Annotated in this window: 11 protein-coding genes; 6 read left to right on the forward strand and 5 right to left on the reverse strand. The window is 50.6% G+C overall.

The window, feature by feature from the left end; all coding sequences use genetic code 11:
• Both aroF and typA read left to right on the forward strand, forming a co-directional pair.
• A complete protein-coding gene (gene aroF, locus OXH18_RS02990) occupies positions 1 to 1,062 on the forward strand; it encodes a 3-deoxy-7-phosphoheptulonate synthase (RefSeq protein WP_268610937.1) in 1,062 nt (353 codons plus the stop codon).
• A 442-nt stretch (positions 1,063 to 1,504) separates the two neighbouring features.
• Positions 1,505 to 3,295, forward strand: coding sequence for a translational GTPase TypA (gene typA, locus OXH18_RS02995; protein WP_268610938.1), 1,791 nt, complete (start codon positions 1,505 to 1,507; stop codon positions 3,293 to 3,295).
• A gap of 279 nt (positions 3,296 to 3,574) precedes the next feature.
• Here the strand turns inward: typA and psaJ are convergent, their stop codons facing one another.
• Both psaJ and OXH18_RS03005 read right to left on the reverse strand, forming a co-directional pair.
• Entirely contained in the window at positions 3,575 to 3,697 is a 123-nt protein-coding gene (psaJ, locus tag OXH18_RS03000; RefSeq protein ID WP_268610939.1) for a photosystem I reaction center subunit IX, read from the reverse strand.
• Between the two features lie 23 nt (positions 3,698 to 3,720).
• Positions 3,721 to 4,206 carry a Photosystem I reaction center subunit III gene (locus OXH18_RS03005; RefSeq protein WP_268610940.1) on the reverse strand — a complete coding sequence of 162 codons (486 nt, stop codon included), beginning with the start codon at positions 4,204 to 4,206 and terminating at the stop codon, positions 3,721 to 3,723.
• 331 nt (positions 4,207 to 4,537) lie between these two features.
• On the opposite strand from OXH18_RS03005, the gene tsaD reads away from it, so the two are divergent.
• Positions 4,538 to 5,596 (forward strand): tRNA (adenosine(37)-N6)-threonylcarbamoyltransferase complex transferase subunit TsaD, encoded by a 1,059-nt coding sequence (gene tsaD / locus OXH18_RS03010; RefSeq protein WP_268610941.1) that lies wholly within the window; start codon positions 4,538 to 4,540, stop codon positions 5,594 to 5,596.
• A 26-nt stretch (positions 5,597 to 5,622) separates the two neighbouring features.
• Here the strand turns inward: tsaD and malQ are convergent, their stop codons facing one another.
• Positions 5,623 to 7,131, reverse strand: coding sequence for a 4-alpha-glucanotransferase (malQ, locus tag OXH18_RS03015; protein ID WP_268610942.1), 1,509 nt, complete (start codon positions 7,129 to 7,131; stop codon positions 5,623 to 5,625).
• 1,018 nt (positions 7,132 to 8,149) lie between these two features.
• On the opposite strand from malQ, the gene treS reads away from it, so the two are divergent.
• The 3 genes from treS to clpB all read left to right on the forward strand — a co-directional run bounded on the left by treS (position 8,150) and on the right by clpB (position 16,269).
• Entirely contained in the window at positions 8,150 to 11,566 is a 3,417-nt protein-coding gene (gene treS, locus OXH18_RS03020) for a maltose alpha-D-glucosyltransferase (RefSeq protein ID WP_268610943.1), read from the forward strand.
• Positions 11,567 to 11,781: 215 nt separating this feature from the next.
• Complete coding sequence (locus OXH18_RS03025; RefSeq protein ID WP_268610944.1) at positions 11,782 to 13,368, forward strand: glucose-6-phosphate isomerase; 1,587 nt, start codon at positions 11,782 to 11,784, stop codon at positions 13,366 to 13,368.
• A 231-nt stretch (positions 13,369 to 13,599) separates the two neighbouring features.
• Positions 13,600 to 16,269 (forward strand): ATP-dependent chaperone ClpB, encoded by a 2,670-nt coding sequence (gene clpB, locus OXH18_RS03030; RefSeq protein ID WP_268610945.1) that lies wholly within the window; start codon positions 13,600 to 13,602, stop codon positions 16,267 to 16,269.
• Positions 16,270 to 16,465: 196 nt separating this feature from the next.
• Here clpB and OXH18_RS03035 read toward each other — a convergent pair whose 3' ends face one another.
• Positions 16,466 to 17,731, reverse strand: a complete 1,266-nt coding sequence (locus tag OXH18_RS03035; protein WP_268610946.1) for a cation:proton antiporter — start codon at positions 17,729 to 17,731, stop codon at positions 16,466 to 16,468.
• A gap of 97 nt (positions 17,732 to 17,828) precedes the next feature.
• On the reverse strand, positions 17,829 to 18,824 hold the full coding sequence (locus OXH18_RS03040; RefSeq protein ID WP_268610947.1) for a Gfo/Idh/MocA family protein: 996 nt from the start codon (positions 18,822 to 18,824) through the stop codon (positions 17,829 to 17,831).
• Positions 18,825 to 18,920 lie beyond the last annotated feature (96 nt).

Genomic DNA, 18,920 nt, shown 5'->3' on the forward strand with positions numbered 1-18,920 from the left:
ATGATCGTGGTCATGAAAGTTGGTGCTCCTGATGAGGAAGTGGCTCGGCTCAATCAGGAGTTTCAGTCCTGGGGACTGACACCAGAAACGATTGTGGGCAAACACAAAACCGTAATTGGTTTAGTGGGAGACACGATCGATCTAGATGCCCTACAAATGCAGGATATGAGTCCCTGGATTGAACAGGTATTGCGGGTAGAGAAGCCGTTCAAGCGGGTCAGCCGCGAGTATCGTCATGGTGAACCCAGTGAGGTGATGGTGCCTACTCCTAATGACGTCATCCCGTTTAGCGAACAGGCGCCGATTGTGGTGGTGGCCGGTCCTTGCTCGGTGGAAAACGAAGCCATGATAATTGAAACGGCCCAGCGCGTCAAGGCATCAGGTGCTCAATTTCTGCGGGGCGGCGCTTACAAGCCGCGTACCTCGCCCTATGCTTTTCAAGGTCACGGCGAAAGCGCCTTGGAATTGCTGGCAGCGGCACGAGCGGCCAGTGGCTTGGGCATTATTACCGAGGTGATGGACACTGCTGATCTTGACAGAATTGCGGAAGTAGCCGACGTGCTTCAGGTGGGCGCTCGCAACATGCAGAATTTTTCGCTGTTGAAGAAGGTGGGGGCGCAAGATAAGCCAGTACTGCTAAAGCGCGGCATGTCTGCCACGATCGACGAGTGGTTGATGGCAGCAGAATATATTTTGGCAGCTGGCAATCCCAATGTGATTTTGTGCGAGCGTGGTATTCGCACCTTCGATCGACAATATGCCCGCAATACCTTAGATCTCGCTGTCATTCCAGTGCTGCGATCGTTGACGCATCTGCCAATCATGATTGATCCTAGCCACGGCACGGGGAAAGCTGAATATGTCCCGGCGATGGCAATGGCAGCCATTGCAGCAGGCACAGATGCGTTGATGATTGAAGTGCACCCCAACCCTGCCAAAGCGCTTTCGGATGGACCCCAATCCCTCACTCCAGAGCGCTTCGATCGACTCATGCAAGCAGAATTATCGCTGATTGGGCAGGCGACAGGGCGCTGGCCAAAACCTGCGGCAATGGCTCTCTAGTCCGTTCCGTCAAGATTGCCGATCATGCACAATTACATTAAAAAATTACATTAAATCGTAAGCCTGACAGACTAGGACAACCAACGCCACTGCTTGCTGCTAGTTGCCTTAGTTATGACGGGAGCGGATGTTATTCCCCTTCAATTCGAAGAATAAGCCCTAGGACGATCGGGTAAACTCACCCAATCGCTTTGGGATCAATTAAGCTAAGATCATTACGGCTTCTTTACACAAATGTTGGTGATATCACAAGGAAAACTTTGTTAAGAAGCTAGCCGATTTTAGATTCTGGAGTTCAGACGGAGATCGTTTAGAGATTTTGTCGGGTCGATCGCCTGTTCCTGATCTACCGCAGGTAGGAACGAAAACGATTGAAATTCCAGTTTCGATAATCCCCTATTAACCCTCATTGCCTATTCTCCATTCATACCGGAACTTTCTTATGACTCTGCCTATTCGCAATGTTGCCATCATTGCCCACGTTGATCACGGCAAAACAACCCTTGTTGACGCTCTTTTGAAGCAGTCCGGCACGTTCCGCGAAGGTGAGGAAGTTCCGGATTGTGTGATGGACTCCAACGATCTGGAGCGGGAACGCGGCATTACAATTCTGTCTAAAAACACGGCGGTTCACTACAAAGATACGCTAATCAACATCGTTGATACACCCGGTCACGCTGACTTTGGCGGTGAGGTGGAGCGGGTTTTGGGCATGGTTGATGGCTGTATTTTGATTGTGGATGCCAATGAAGGCCCGATGCCACAAACCCGTTTTGTGCTAAAAAAAGCGCTGGAAAAAGGGCTGCGCCCAATCGTCGTGGTGAATAAAATCGATCGCCCCCAAGCTGATCCCTACGGTGCCATTGATAAAGTGTTGGATCTGTTTTTGGAACTGGGCGCAGATGACGATCAGTGCGAATTTCCCTACCTGTTCGCCTCCGGACTGGCAGGCTATGCCAAAAAAGATCTGGAGGCTGAATCGGTAGATATGCAGCCGTTGTTTGAAGAAATTCTCGACCATGTGCCGCCTCCGGTTGGTGATCCGGCTAAGCCACTGCAACTTCAGGTGACAACGCTAGATTATTCCGACTATCTGGGACGGATTGTGATTGGTCGTATTCACAATGGCGAAATTCGTATGGGGCAGCAAGCTGCGTTGGTGAAAGAAGATGGATCGATCGTCAAATCTAAAGTGACAAAATTGCTGGGTTTTGAAGGGTTGAAGCGCGTAGACATGGAATCGGCTTCAGCAGGACACATTGTGGCAATTGCTGGCTTTGCCGACGCCAATATTGGCGAAACCATTACCGATCCGAATGAACCGCAAGCCCTGCCGCTGATTAAAGTCGATGAACCGACGTTACAGATGACCTTCTGGGTGAACGATTCACCGTTTGCTGGACAGGAAGGAAACTTTGTCACCTCTCGGCAATTGCGCGATCGCTTGTTCCGCGAGTTAGAAACCAATGTGGCTTTGCGCGTTGAAGAAACCGATTCACCTGATAAATACCTGGTTTCCGGTCGTGGCGAATTGCACCTCGGTATCTTGATTGAAACCATGCGTCGGGAAGGCTATGAGTTCCAGGTTTCTCAGCCGCAGGTGATCTACCGTGAAGTCAATGGTCAGCCCTGTGAACCGTTTGAATTACTGGTGCTGGATGTGCCGGAGGAGGCAGTTGGCGGCTGTATTGAACGACTAGGACAGCGCAAAGGTGAAATGCAGGATATGCGTGTGGGGGGTAACGGTCGCAGTCAGCTAGAGTTCACAATTCCTGCCCGTGGACTGATTGGCTTTCGCGGTGAGTTTATGCGGCTGACTCGTGGGGATGGCATCATGAACCACAGTTTTCTCGACTACCGCCCAATTTTGGGCGAAGTAGAAACCCGTCGTAACGGTGTGTTGATTGCGTTTGAAGAGGGAACAGCAACCTTCTATGCAATGAAGAATGCGGAAGATCGCGGCGTTTTCTTCATTACCCCCGGCACAAAGGTATACAAAGGCATGATTGTTGGTGAACACAATCGTCCTCAAGATCTGGAACTGAATGTCTGTAAAACCAAGCAATTGACGAATCACCGCGCTTCTAGTGGAGAGGAACTGGTACAGCTTCAAGCGCCTGTCGATATGAGCTTGGAACGAGCGCTGGAATATATTGGCCCCGATGAATTGCTAGAGGTGACACCCGCCTCCATTCGGCTGCGCAAAATGGCTAAAAAGCTGGCCAAGCGTTAATCGATCGAGTATTGGCTGGTGCTTTGCATGAGTAGGGTGGGGAAAGCTCACCCTGCTGTAGTATGTCAGCAACGCCAATTAACCAAACGAACAAGAGGCAAACGCTTCAGGGCATGGTTGCAACACAAATGCCGCAATCACTTCCTCAATCGCTTGCCTCTAATCATGAAATGAGACGCTGAACGAAAGTGTGCGATCGGTCAATTGGTTAGGAATCAATCTCGAATCACACAATGACAATCTAAACAGAGCCTCTGAGTTGTCTAGGAAGAGAACAGTTTACGGATAAAACAACAGATCTGGGAAAAATCGATTGAATTCAATCAAAATACCAGCCGTGATGAACATCCAGACGGCCAATAATACTGGGGCCGTCGAAAGGTACTTGGTTAGGTACTGCATGGACACACTCCAAAACTGGGTAACTACCGAGGAGAAACAGGAATTTGCCGATCAGGAACCGTTAACTTGCCCGTGGTGAACTCTCCAAGAGCCGCCAACGGCCAAGTAAAGCCCGTCAACATAATTCGCAGGGCCAGCGGCACATCGATGATGATCTCCTTCATTTCGGGAGATTTATCATCGCGTACTGCAATCAGGTAGGCGCGTCCAACCCAACCAATCCATCCTGCAATATACAGAAAGAGAAGGCTAGGGATAATGAATTCACCCAAGTGTCCCAGCCGACCGTCTACAACTAAGTGGGGTAAGCCATCATCGCCGCAGAGGACGTTGGAGTTAGCATACGCTTCAAACCGAGCTTTTGCTTGAGAAGTTCTAGCATTGGCAGCCCGTTGCAGGAACGCTTTTGATTCTCCACAGGGAGTCAATCCCGCTACATCCGCAGATGCTGGCGGAGCAAAGTTAAGCCACAGGAAAAGAACTAGAACTAGAGCAAACAATCTTCGCATGGAGTTGTTTCCCTTTGTTTACAAAAAGCAATTTTTATGTACAAAACTTTAAGTTTTTTGTACATGAAGGATTAGACTGTCAGAGCAATCATACTCCTTAGTTACACCCGATCGCGTTAAGCTTTTAAAAGAAGTTTACGTCGGTGATTGTTGGCAAAAACTCAATAGAACCGATAATTACAGACTGCGCCTTCTGTCAACAGGTAACTCCAAAAAACTCAACATTTCTTCAATCTTTTGAATTGATGAAACCAATTGATGAAATACAATGATGAGCACTTGGGGTGAGGGTGGGAACGAATCTAACTAAATAGTCAAACAGTCAAGCATTATGGCAACCGTTCTGGCGATCGAAACTAGTTGTGACGAAACCTCGTGTGCAATTGTACGCGACCGCACGGTGCTGAGTAATATCGTGTCATCTCAAATTGCGACGCATCAAGCGTATGGTGGGGTTGTGCCAGAGATGGCCTCGCGGCAACATGTGGAAACCGTGAACTGGGCGATCGAGCAGGCAATTCAGCAATCGGGTCTGACTTGGGCAGATATTGACGGCATCGCGGCTACCTGTGCGCCGGGGTTAATTGGGGCGTTGCTGGTGGGACTAACGGTGGGCAAAACTTTGGCAATGCTCTACCAAAAGCCATTTTTGGGTATTCACCATCTAGAAGGACATATTTACGCTTCTTATTTGAGTGAGCCAAGCTTAGAACCGCCGTTTCTGTGTTTGCTCGTATCAGGTGGGCACACTAGCTTGATCCATGTCAAGGATTGCGGACATTACGAAACCTTGGGCCAAACTCGCGATGATGCAGCGGGTGAGGCATTTGACAAAGTGGCCCGGTTGCTCGATTTGGGCTATCCTGGCGGTCCGGTGATCGATCGCCTAGCCAAAGCTGGAAATTCGCAAGCCTTTCCCCTACCCGAAGGTCAAATCTCGCTGCCCCAGGGCGGGTTTCATCGCTATGACTCTAGCTTTAGTGGATTAAAAACAGCGGTGTTGCGCTTAACCCAAAGCCTCAAACCGCAAGGGGCACTTCCGGTAGCGGATTTAGCCGCCAGTTTTCAAGACACCGTAGCCAGAGCGCTGACCAAACGCACGATCGCCTGCGCCTTGGATTATGGCATCGAGACGATCGCCGTTGGGGGTGGGGTGGCGGCCAACAGTGGCTTGCGACAGAAGTTACAGATGGCAGCGGCTCAGTACAATTTGCGCGTTTTGTTTCCTCCCCTCACCTACTGCACTGATAATGCAGCAATGATTGCCTGTGCGGCGGCGGATCACCTGAATCGGGGACACGTTTCGCCGTTGACAATCGGGGCGCAATCTCGAATGCCGATCGGGGATGTCATGCAACTCTATGCCGAGTCATCCTGTTTGCCATCGTAGCTTTACGTCAGCTTCAACAGCGATAGTCAACGACGGTACAGGTGTGTCAACTTCAATAGCCGATCGCTCAATTCAGGGCTGAGCAAACTGGCATCGGTGAAGCGCCACCGCCACTGGCCATCGTTGTAGCGCGGGTCGTTCATGCGGGCCTTGCCGTCTAGATCCAGCAGATCTTGGAGAGGAATAATTGCTAAATCTGCCACTGACGCCAGTGCCAAACGAATGAATTCCCAATTAATTGAATGCACCTGATCGGGCGAGTCATAGCCGAGATATTGGGCAACATGATACTTTTCGTTCTCGCTGGCTGTATGCCACCAGCCGATCGCCGTGTCATTGTCGTGCGTACCTGGATAGACCACACAATTGCTGACATAGTTATGCGGCAAATAGGCATTGTCAGCACCACCACCAAAGGCAAATTGCAGAATCCGCATTCCGGGAAACTCAAACCGATCGCGCAACAACTCAACTTCAGGTGTAATGATACCCAAATCTTCAGCCATCACAGGCAAACTGCCGATCGCCGCTTTCAGCGCCTCAAAGAATTTGGCATCGGGGCCTTTGATCCATTCACCGTTCATGGCAGTGGTTTCCCCACCTGGCACCTGCCAATAGGCTTCAAATCCCCGGAAGTGATCAATCCGCACAATATCGACATAGAGCAGCGTGGCCCGGAAGCGATCGATCCACCATTTGAAATTGGTTTGCTCCATCTTGTCCCAGTCGTACACCGGATTGCCCCACAGTTGCCCCGTCGCGCTGAAGTAATCGGGTGGTACACCAGCCATGAATGCCGGATCAAACGTGTCTGGATCAAGCTTGAACATATCGGGAGCGGCCCACACATCAGCACTGTTGTGGCAGACATAGATTGAGACATCGCCCACAATTTGGATAGCCTTTTGGTTAGCATAGGCTCGGAGCTTGGCCCATTGCTTAAAGAATGTAAATTGCAAAAAGCGATGGAACGTCACTTGCTCCTGCAAGGCTTCAGCGTGTGCTTGCAGGGCAGCCGGCTCTCGGCGGGCTAGGGCGGGTTCCCACTGGTTCCAAGGCTTATAGTCATGGGCTTCTAGCAGCGCCATGAACAGCACAAAATCATCCAGCCACCAGGACTGTTCTTGGCAAAAGGTTTCATAGTCGGGGCTGGAGGGCAACTGTTGAAAGCGATCGAATGCTGTCTTCAGTAACCCGTACTTATGAGGAATCACCTGAGCAAAATCCACACGGGCATAGCGCGAATCAGCGTCTGACGGCAGCGGCGTCAATTCTTCTGAATTCAACAAACCGTCCTCCGCCAATTGCTCCAGGCTAATCATCAGAGGATTGCCAGCAAACGTGCTGAAATTCATGATGTAGGGTGAATGTTCGTAGCCGGTTGGGCCCAAAGGCAAAATCTGCCATAGTTTCTGTCCGCTGCGTTCAAGAAAATCAACGAACGCATAGGCCGGTTGTCCCAAGTCCCCAATTCCAAACTGACTCGGCAAGCAAGTTGGGTGTAGCAAAATTCCACTGGCACGTTGAAAAGTCACAGCAATTCCTACTCAACTACAATTTGAATTTTTAAAAATAAAGACTGTCTCCAATCGAGTGTTGGAGCACCCTACCGCAGCACTAGCCCCGATCGAGGTATAGTACCAGCTAGTTCTAGCACACAGTTCTAGCCACTATAACGCTACTCAGTTTCTTCACGATTTGTAAACCCTGCTTTATAACGATTAAACGAACCGCCTGTTGCAGTTTTACAAAGATCAAGTGAAGGATTCTAAGACATCCGCAATTCCCGCAGGAAATGCCCTTAAAATTTTAGAATAGGAGGCTGTGTTCACGGAAGTTTGCCCGCATGGGACAAGCTTTGTCAGGCTATATCACTCTCATAAACGTTATGTAAGTTCATGTAACGTTTCAGGACATTGCGCGACGATCGCCTTCTACTGCCTTCTCTTGGTTCAATGAAGGAGCGAATCGCCATCATCAGGAAGCATCTGACTTTACCATTGCTGATGCAGGGAATGGAATCCTGCAAGTGATTCCCTGTTTGCGTTAGTCTTTACCCCTTTGGTCCGATTAGCTATTCCATTATCGCGCTTTGCTCATCAAGCGCTTTGATGATCGATCGCTAATCTTAATACCAGCTATCTCTCTATTGCTCGGTAGGATAAAGAAGGAGTACCTTCACAGTTCTGGCTCTACTGGCCCTTCATTTGGCTTGATCGTAAGTCTAGGCTCAGAGTTCTAGATAGGGTTGCAATCGCGCTCTGAAGCGGAACTCCCGATCGCTTGCTCTGATTCCTACTCCTTAAGATAGTCCAAGGGAAAGGGGGAAAGTCTGTATCGTGGGATAGAGATCTTAATAAAGTCAAGACTGTTTCGTTCTACACGAAAGAGATCGTTAGATTGCAAAAATTAAGATACACGGACCCAGCGATGGGTAACTCTGCGACGCTGCTGAGCTTGTTGCAAGGCTTTTTAACGACCGGAACACGTTCACCTGAATAGGACACTCTCATTTACACACTCTGGCACTCTGGGATATTGGACTGAGGCACTATGCACAAATCACCGTTAAGTGATGACCCCCTTTGGTTTAAGGACGCAATTATTTATGAGGTTCCCGTCAAAGCGTTTGCAGATAGCGACGGAGACGGAATTGGTGATTTTCGAGGATTAACCGAAAAGCTCGATTACATTCAAGATCTTGGAGTCACAGCGATCTGGATACTGCCGTTCTTCCCGTCACCGCTGCGGGACGATGGCTATGATATTGCCGATTACAATAGCGTCAATCCAATCTATGGCAACCTAGAGGACTTTCAAATGTTCCTAGATGCCGCCCACCAGCGGGGCATTCGCGTCATCATTGAGCTAATTGTTAATCATACTTCCGATCAACATCCCTGGTTTCAACGGGCCCGCAAAGCACCTCCAGGCAGCAGTGAACGCGATTTTTACGTGTGGAGTGATACGCCAGAGAAATACCGGGGTGTCCGGATTATTTTTAAGGATTTTGAAACCTCCAACTGGACATGGGACCCTGTTGCCAAAGCTTACTATTGGCATCGGTTCTATTCCCATCAGCCCGATCTCAACTTTGAGCACCCAGAACTACAAAAGGCCATTTTTGATGTCGTCGATTTCTGGCTTGAGATGGGTGTAGATGGAATGCGGTTAGATGCAGTGCCCTATCTCTATGAACAAGAAGGCACTATCTGCGAAAACCTGCCCCAAACTCACCTGTTTCTGAAAAAGCTGCGGGCCCACATTGACGAAAAGTTTCCCAATCGCATGTTGTTGGCGGAAGCAAACCAGTGGCCCGAAGATGCCGCAGAATACTATGGGCAGGGCGATGAATGCCACATGAACTTCCACTTCCCGCTGATGCCGCGCCTATTCATGTCGCTGCAAATGGAAGATAGTTTCCCAATTCTGGATATTCTTCAGCAGACGCCGCAGATTCCCAGCAATTGCCAGTGGGCGGTGTTTTTGCGCAACCACGATGAGCTAACACTGGAGATGGTTAGCGATGAAGACCGCGATTACATGTATAAAGTCTATGCCCAAGATCCACAGGCACGCATCAACCTTGGGATTCGCCGTCGCCTAGCGCCATTGCAGGGTAACAATCGCCGCCGCATTGAGTTGTTAAACAGCCTGTTGCTGTCAATGCCGGGAACACCTGTGCTCTACTATGGTGATGAGATTGGCATGGGCGACAACATCTACTTGGGCGATCGCAATGGTGTCCGCACCCCGATGCAGTGGAGTGCCGATCGCAACGCGGGCTTCAGCCGCACCAACCCGCAGAAGCTGTTTTTGCCAGTGATTGTCGATCCAGAATATCACTACGAAACGGTGAATGTGGAAGCCCAACGCGCCAATCCTAACTCGCTATGGTGGTGGACAAAGCGGTTGATTGCTGTCCGCAGTCGCTTTAAAGCCTTTGGTCGGGGGACGTTCGAGCTACTCTATCCAGAAAACCGCAAGGTGCTAGCATTTACTCGCACCTATGAGGGTGAACATATCTTAGTGGTGGCGAACCTATCTCGATTTGTGCAGGCAGTGGAACTCGATCTATCAGCATTTAAAGGGGCTGTGCCAGTAGAAATTTTTGGCCGTACCGAGTTTCCGGCGGTGGGCGAAGATCCCTATTTCCTCAGCTTGGGGCCTCATGCTTTCTATTGGTTCACGCTTCAGTTCCAAACCAGTTTGGTCGAGCTTCCCAAACCACAGATGCAGTTGCCCGTGGTGTTGGCTAATGGTCACTGGCAAGATGTATACACCCGCACCGAATCGAAAATTGCTCTGGAGAGCGTACTGTTAGATTACCTGCGCACCTGTCGCTGGATGGGCAGCAAGATTCGAATTCTGCAAACGCTGGAAATTATTGATGCCGTCCCGATGGAGTCATCTCAGGAAACGGCGCCTGCCCATGCCCATCATATGGTGATTGTGAAAGTTTCCTTCACTGAAGGCATTCCCGAAACCTATGTGCTGCCGTTGGGCTTTGCGGAAACTGGTGATGGATTGACGATCGAGTCCCACATCAGTGAACATGCGATTGCCTATGTGCAAGGCAAAAACACCACGGGAATTTTGTTTGATGCCGTAGTGGATAAAGCGTTTTTGACCATTCCACTGACGGCGATCGGGCAAAAGCGACGCTATGCTGGCAACGTGGGTGAGGTCATTGCCACCCCCACCGATTTGTTTGATCAGCTTTGTCTGGAGGGAACCCAACCAACACAGTCGTTGGTGGCCAGTCCTCAAGCGGCCTGTGGGGTTGATCCTCATCTGCTGCGGCGCGAACGAACCAATACGCTGGTGGGGTATGGCGAGCGCTTTTTCCTGAAGCTGTTCCACCAAGTCGATGATTGCATCAACTCCGATCTGGAAATTGGGCGCTTCTTGACCGAATCTTCTACCAATCTAGGACTGCCGCTGCCAGATAATATTGCACCAGTAGCTGGTTATCTGGAATATCGCCGCAAAGGAGCCGACCCAGTGACGCTGGGAGTATTGCAGAAATACATTCCCGAAACCCGTGATGCTTGGTCGTATGTGCTGGACAATTTGCGCGATGCCTATGTGGAGGTGCTAACAAAGCAGGTAGATATTGCTGATATTTCCCTGCCGCTGAATGTGCTGAAGGCAACCACTGAGGAAGAAATCCCCACGTTAGCCTATGAAATGATGGGCGGGCAAATTCGAGCGGCAGAACTGTTAGGACAGCGGGCGGCCGAAATGCACTTGGCGTTAGCGGCGGATACTGACAATCCTAGCTTTGCTCCCGAGGAATTTACTTCTTTCTATCAGCGATCGATTTATCAATACATGCGCAACCAGTCTGGTAAGGTGCTGCTGTCGCTACAAAAGCAACTGAAGCATTTACCCGAAGATCTGCAACCGCTAGCCAAATCGGTGCTAACCCACCGCGAGAGGTTAATGGATCGGTTCAAACTAGTGCTGGAACAACCCATTACCACAATGCGCACCCGCTGCCACGGCAATTTCCATCTGGAAGAAGTGCTGTATACGGGCAAAGATTTTGTCATTATTGACTTTGAGGGTGAGCCAAATCGATCGCTGAGTGAACGACGCATGAAGCGATCGCCGTTGCGGGATGTGGCCGGCATGTTGCAGTCGTTCTACTATGCTTCTCGTGTCGCGTTGCGTCATGAGGAAGAAAGCGGCATGATTCGCCCGGAGAATTTGCCTTTGATGGAACAGTGGGCCCACTTCTTCTATAGTTGGGCAGCGGTGGCCTTCTTACAGCAGTATCTCCGAACCGCCAACGGTGCTGCCTTCTTGCCCAAAGAGCCACAGGAACTGCAAGTCCTGCTGGATGCTTTCCTGCTAGAAAAGGTGGTCTATGAGTTGGGATACGAATTAGAAAATCGTCCTGACTATGTGGACATTCCGCTTCAGCGTATTCTGGAGTTGCTGTCGATCGCGCAGACGGCAGGTTAAGAACCAGGGATTAGGGATTGGGGTTAGGGATTAAGGTTAGGATTGGCTGTGACTGATTCATCCTACCCGTCTATTTCTAACTCCTTTCCATTCCTCTGCTTTTTAGGAGTACACTCCCGTCCATCACGCAAAATCTGCAAAAAGTTATTCCTTATCGACGGAGACGTTGACACAGTCTGTAAACTGGTGATGTCACACGTAGGTTGAGGACTGTTATGGACGCGACAGCACTATGGCAACGCTACCAGGATTGGCTCTATCACCACGAAGGATTAGGACTGTTTCTTGATGTCAGTCGTGTTCGGTTCGACGATAGTTTTGTGGCGCAGATGCAGCCAAAGTTTGAGCAGGCGTTTCAAGCCATGGCCGAGCTAGAAGCTGGATCGATCGCCAACCCAGATGAAGACCGCATGGTAGGACACTACTGGTTGCGTGACCCCGATCTGGCTCCTACAGCGGAACTAAAGCACGATATTACCTCGACCTTAGAAAAGATTCATACGTTTGCCCAAAAGGTGCACCGTGGCGACATTCACCCACCAGATGCACCCAAGTTTACCGATATTCTGTCTGTTGGTATTGGTGGGTCAGCGTTGGGACCACAATTTGTCGCCGAAGCCCTGGGGGCAATTGATGCACCAATGGCTATTCACTTTATTGACAACACCGATCCAGCAGGAATCGATCGAGTTTTGGCGCAATTGAACGATCGCTTAGCCACCACGCTCGTAATCATCACCTCAAAATCTGGTGGCACGCCCGAAACCCGCAATGGCATGGTGGAAGTAAAACATGCCTATGAACGGCAAGGTCTCAACTTTGCGCAACACGCCGTTGCAGTCACTGGCATTGGCAGTCGCTTTGAAAAACTGGCACAAACCGAAGGTTGGCTGGATATTTTTCCCATGCACGATTGGGTAGGAGGGCGCACTTCAGAAATGTCAGCCGTGGGGCTATTGCCAGCGGCCCTGCAAGGGATTGATATCGACGCCATGCTGGCAGGGGCCAAAGACATGGATGCGGCGACGCGCGTGCCCAAAATTAACGGCAATCCGGCGGCCATGCTGGCGCTGTGTTGGTATTTTATCGGTAACGGCAAGGGCGAAAAAGACATGGTAATGCTGCCCTACAAAGACAGCTTGTTGCTGTTTTCGCGCTATCTGCAACAGTTAGTGATGGAGTCGCTGGGTAAGGAAAAAGACCTCGATGGCAACACCGTCTATCAGGGCATTGCCGTCTATGGCAACAAAGGCTCGACGGATCAACATGCCTATGTGCAACAACTGCGAGAGGGCGTGCCCAATTTCTTTGTCACCTTTATTGAGGTGCTGCACGATCGCAACGGCGAATCGGTTGAAGTGGAACCAGGCGCAACAAGCGGCGATTTTTTATCTGGGCTATTGCAGGGCACTCGCCAAGCTCTATATGACAACCAGCGGGATTCGATCACTGTCACCATTCCCAGTGTCACCCCCCGAACGGTAGGCGCGTTGATTGCGCTTTATGAGCGAGCCGTTGGATTCTATGCCTCGTTGGTCAACATCAATGCCTATCACCAACCGGGGGTAGAAGCCGGCAAAAAAGCAGCGGCGGGGGTATTAGACCTACAACGGCAACTGGTGACAACCCTCGATAAAGCTGGACAACCCCTGTCTTTGACGGAGTTGGCAGAACGTATGGGAGCCACCGACAAGTTGGAAACGCTGTACCTAGTTGTGCGACATCTACATGCCAATCAGCGCGGAGTATCGGTATCAGGCGATTTTAGCCGGCCAGCTAGTTTGACGATCGCCCCCCGCTAGCCGAATCCTTGCATCTGAACTAATCTGAAAGAAACCATGCAGCCCTCGGTTGAGCAAGGTTGACTGTATCTTTCGGTCGGTCAGGAACTTGGTCAACGATTGTTATACTGAAAGCGCTGAGGCTCTAAGGCTTTAGCGGCTTTTCTGTCCTTAGCTCCCTGGTTTGCTCTTTGCGTGACTTATTCTGATTGTTTGATCTGTTTGATCTGTTCCGATCACCCCTGTTAGCGTATGCAGCCCACTGACGAAAGTAAATTTACGGAGAAAGCTTGGGACGCGATCGTGAAGTCCCAGGATGTCGCTCGGCGATTTCGCCACCAAAACTTAGAGGTCGAACATTTGGCAATCGCCCTGTTAGAACAAGAGGGGCTAACAACCACGCTGCTGGGAAAGGCAGGTGTCGATCCAACGTGGTTTCGGCAAGAACTTGATCGATTTGCCCAGCGACAGCCCCGTGTGACTTACGACAACAAGCTGTACTTGGGGCAGGGGTTAGATATTCTGCTAGACAAGGCAGAAGTGGCTCGCAAAACCATGCAGGATGACTATATTTCCAATGAACACATTCTGCTGGCGCTAGCTGAGGACGATCGCATTGGTCGCCGGTTGTTTCGAGATGTTGATCATCGGCAACTGGAAGCGGCAATTAAATCGGCCCGTGGTTCGCAAAAGGTGAAAGATCGTAACCCAGAGACTGGCTATGAAGCGCTGGAAAAATACGGACGTGATCTAACAGAATTGGCCCGGGCAGGCAGACTTGATCCGGTGATTGGACGAGATGAAGAAATTCGCCGGGTGGTACAGGTGCTTTCGCGTCGTACTAAAAATAATCCTGTTTTAATTGGTGAACCAGGGGTAGGCAAAACGGCGATCGCCGAAGCTTTGGCCCAGCGCATTATTAACGGCGATGTACCAGAATCGCTGAAAAATCGGCGCTTAATTAGCCTGGATATGGGATCGCTGATTGCCGGAGCCAAATATCGCGGGGAGTTTGAAAACCGCCTGCGGGCCGTGCTGCGGGAAGTCACCAATTCCGAAGGGCAAATTGTACTGTTTATTGACGAACTGCACACGGTAGTAGGAGCCGGAACCGCCCAAGGCACAATGGACGCGGGCAATTTGCTCAAGCCCATGCTGGCGCGGGGTGAACTGCGCTGTATTGGTGCTACTACCCTGGACGAATACCGCAAGCACATCGAGAAAGACGCTGCGCTTGAACGCCGGTTTCAGCAGGTAGTCGTAGGACAGCCGACCGTAGAAGACACCATTTCCATCTTGCGCGGGTTGAAGGAACGCTACGAAGTGCATCATGGCGTTAAAATTGCCGATTCGGCCTTGGTAGCAGCGGCCACCCTATCCGATCGCTATATTTCCGATCGCTTCTTGCCGGACAAAGCCATTGACCTGGTAGACGAAGCCGCAGCTAAGCTGAAAATGGAAATCACCTCTAAACCAGTCGAACTCGAGACGATCGAACGCCGACTCATTCAATTGGAAATGGAAAAACTCTCCCTGGAAGGCGAGGGACAATCCTCGGTGTTGATTGGCGTCTATCGTACCGCCCGCGATCGACTCGACAAAATTGAGCAAGAAATTGATGCGTTGAAGCAGCAGCAAAACCGTCTTACTTCTCAGTGGGAATCCGAGAAAGACTTGATTGCGGCAATTAATGTCTTGAAAGAAGAAGAAGAGCAACTGCGGCGACAAATTGAAAAAGCAGAACGCGATTACGACTTGAACACAGCGGCGCAACTGAAGTATGGGCGGCTGGAAACGGTGCATCGCGAACTGGAAGCCAAGGAAGCCACCTTGATCGAAGTGCAAAACCGGGGAGCCAGCCTATTGCGCGAACAGGTGACAGAAGCCGACATTGCCGAAATTGTCGCCAAGTGGACGGGCATTCCGGTCAATCGACTGATGGAGTCGGAGCGGCAAAAGCTGCTGCAACTGGAAAGCTATTTACACCAGCGGGTGATTGGGCAACAAGAAGCCGTAGAAGCGGTAGCAGCGGCAATTCGACGGGCACGGGCCGGCATGAAAGACCTGGGACGACCGATCGGTTCGTTCATGTTCCTGGGTCCGACGGGCGTTGGCAAAACTGAACTGGCGCGCGCACTGGCGGAATGCCTGTTTGACACCGATGATGCCTTGGTGCGGTTAGACATGTCGGAATATATGGAGAAAAACTCCGTAGCGCGGTTGGTGGGTGCCCCGCCGGGTTATGTCGGCTATGAAGAAGGTGGACAGCTATCGGAAGCAATTCGTCGGCATCCCTATTCGGTGTTGCTGCTGGACGAGGTGGAAAAAGCCCATCCTGATGTGTTTAACATCTTGCTGCAACTGCTGGATGATGGTCGCATTACTGATTCACAAGGTCGAGTGGCTGATTGTCGCAACACGATCGTGGTGATGACCAGCAATATTGGCAGTGAATACATTTTAGATGTGTCGGGGGATGATACAAAATACGACGAGATGCAGCGGCGGGTGATGAATGCCCTTCGCGGTCATTTTCGCCCAGAATTCCTCAATCGCGTTGATGATATTATTCTGTTCCACGCCCTTAGCCTTAAAGAACTGCGGCAAATTGTTGGGTTACAACTTCAGCGAGTGCGGCGATTGTTGTCCGATCAAAAGATTGGGCTGGAACTGAGCGTGGCGGCCCAAAATTATGTGGCTGATGTTGGCTATGATCCGGTGTATGGGGCCCGCCCGTTGAAACGAGCCATTCAAAAGGAAATTGAAAACCCGATCGCCACAAAAATTTTGGAGAATACCTTTATCGAAGGCGATACGATCGTTGTAGACGTTGCCGATCACAAGCTGTCGTTTACCAAGAAGCAGCCGACTGTCAATAGCCAAACCGCCCCAACTCGCCAAAGTGTAACAACGGAAGGGTAGCAAGTTGGAAATTTATTTAAAAAGGGTTAAATCGATTCGGCAGGGCACGGTGAGTAATACCAATTCTCTGTCAGGTGGCACATCAGCCCAACCCCTCTCGACCTCCTCTGGTTAGGGGAAAGAGTTGCAGGCGGTAGAGTGAATGCAATGCAGCATGACAAAGAGTTGGTATGACCAGCTTTTTACCCCTTGTAATCTATCCAACATCTTGATAAGACGGTTGCGATTGTTCCGCTAGCGCAAGCCGTTGACCAAAGGTATTGGTGACAAGTGGCCCCACCAAACAGGTGACGATGATATAAGCAATGATGGCGTTAAACAATCCCTCGCTCAAAATTGTATTTGTTCCATCGGGAATCACGGTTTTCATGCCATATAGCGCCACCACAAGCACCAACGCTGCCCGTGACATAGTCAGCCCAAGCATTGTCATGATTTCCGCTAATGAATACTTGAACACCGTGCCCGCTATGCCCGCCGCCAAAAACTTAGCCCCTACTGCACAGATAATGACGATCGCCGCTAGTCCCAAATTTTCTGGATGTTGAATCAGAACAGTAGGATTACACAGTACGCCCACCGAAATCAAAAAGCAGGGAATAAACACACTATTGCCGACAAATTCCACTTGTTTCATTAAAACAGGATGCTTGGAAACCACAGAATTCAGCGCTAATCCGGCAATGAACGCCCCAACGATCGAGTCAATGCCCAGCAGTAACGTCGCCGAGGCGATCACAAACAGACACGTTAAAACAAAAATAAACTGTGGCACCAGCGCATTAGCGTCTAGTTGCGTTGTCGATTGCAGAATCCGCCGACCCAAGCGAGGCACAATCCAAAAGGCAGTCAAAACTAGTAACGGCAGCACCAACAGCAGCTTTGCCCATAGTTGCCAGCCCACCCCGCCGCTAGCAATGGCCTGGACGATCGATAACCCCGTCAGCGTTAAAATTGACGTAACCACCGTACCGCCGACCGCAACCCCCACCGCTTCATGGCGCGTAATGCCCAACCGCAGCACGATCGGATAGGACACTAGTGTATGCGGCGAAAACATAATTCCTAGCAGTAATCCAGTGATCAGAGCATAGCCTAATAAATGGGCAGACAAGACGCCAAAGCTAAACGGAACCGCAAAGGTAAGCAGTCCGAACACCAACGCTCGCGATCCCAGTCGCTGCAAATTGCTCAAATCCATCTGCATTCCAGCCAGCAGCATAATGTAGAGCAACCCAATTTTTTCTAATAGCTGCAACTGTTGATCGCGAGATAAGACTCCCAACACATTTGTACCGAGGACCGTGCCCAAGATGATTAAAACCACCAGCGGTGGTAGACGTAGCTTTGCTCCAATCAGCGGTGCGAGTCCAATAATTAGTAATAAAACACAAAATACATAAACCGGATCAGTCAACGGTAGTGGAGCCACCGAAGCTGTAGGTGTGGCTAAAACAACCATAGAAAAATGCCTACTCGGTGAAGGAATGACGGAATTAGCTACACCTGTTCACCGTGCCTTTCCAGAGAAGTAATCGACAGCAATATTTACGCACTATTTATAGCGCTACCTGTCCAGATTCCAACCCAATCACCTGCTGAGTTTCAGCCGATCGTCGAGCCGCATCCGCCACGTGCAAGGCATGAAGACGCGCCGCGATCGACCCATACAACGGAGTTCCTTGGTCTAAATAATCAAGCACCATTGTTGTATCTTGGGCAAACAGACCGCGCCGACTGCCCACCTCCAACGGTTGAGTGCGCTCAGACTGCACCAGCGTTCCTTGATCGCCATCCACGAAAATACCTCCTTGCTCACCGTGAATTTCCAGCGATCGAATCGATTGCCAAATCGCCTCTCCTTTGCCGTAAATTACCTCTGCTATAAGCCCGTTGACAAAGCGAAGCTGTGCCGTGCATATGCAAGCCGTATACTGGCTTTCTGAGTGATTTGTTCCCCAAAATCGGGACTGACAGTTCACCGTTGCCACCGTCCCAAATAGATCGACTAGGCGATGAATCCGAGACACTGCTCCGATCAACGGAAACCCAAACAAATCGGACTGGTACGTCCATTTTTTGGGAGCCGGATGCTGCGAATTGAGGCTGTTGTAGCGCACATAGAACGGTGTCCCAATTTGCGGTAGCGCCGCTTTAGCCGTTTGGTGAATGCCGCTCAGCAGTTCAATATGCTCAATATGTAGCAGCTTGGCTTGAGAGTCCGCCAATTGCACCAACGCTTCTGCCTCTGCTACATCCAGCGTCAGCGGATACTCAACCACCACATGCTTACCCGCCTGCAACGCTGAGCGCACCACCCGACCATGCTCGCGATTCACGTTTGCCACCACCACCAAATCAATATCCGATCGTGTCACCAGATCTTGCCACGTTGGGCTAGCTTCGGCGGCATAGGTTTGGGCAAAGGCTTGGGTTTTGTCGCAGGTATGCCCTGCTACAGCCACTAATTGCGATCGAGCATCCGCTTGAAAGGCTTCCGCCCGCCGCTTGGCTGCATATCCCGTACCCACCAATCCCACCCTAACTAAAGCCATCGTTGCACTACTCATGGAGGACAGCATTTTGTCCCTTAATTATCGCAGGCTACGATCTGGAGTGATCAGGCTTGGTTGCAGGGGGCTGAGTTGGGA

This window comes from Thermocoleostomius sinensis A174 (assembly GCF_026802175.1).
GTDB lineage: Bacteria > Cyanobacteriota > Cyanobacteriia > Elainellales > Elainellaceae > Thermocoleostomius > Thermocoleostomius sinensis.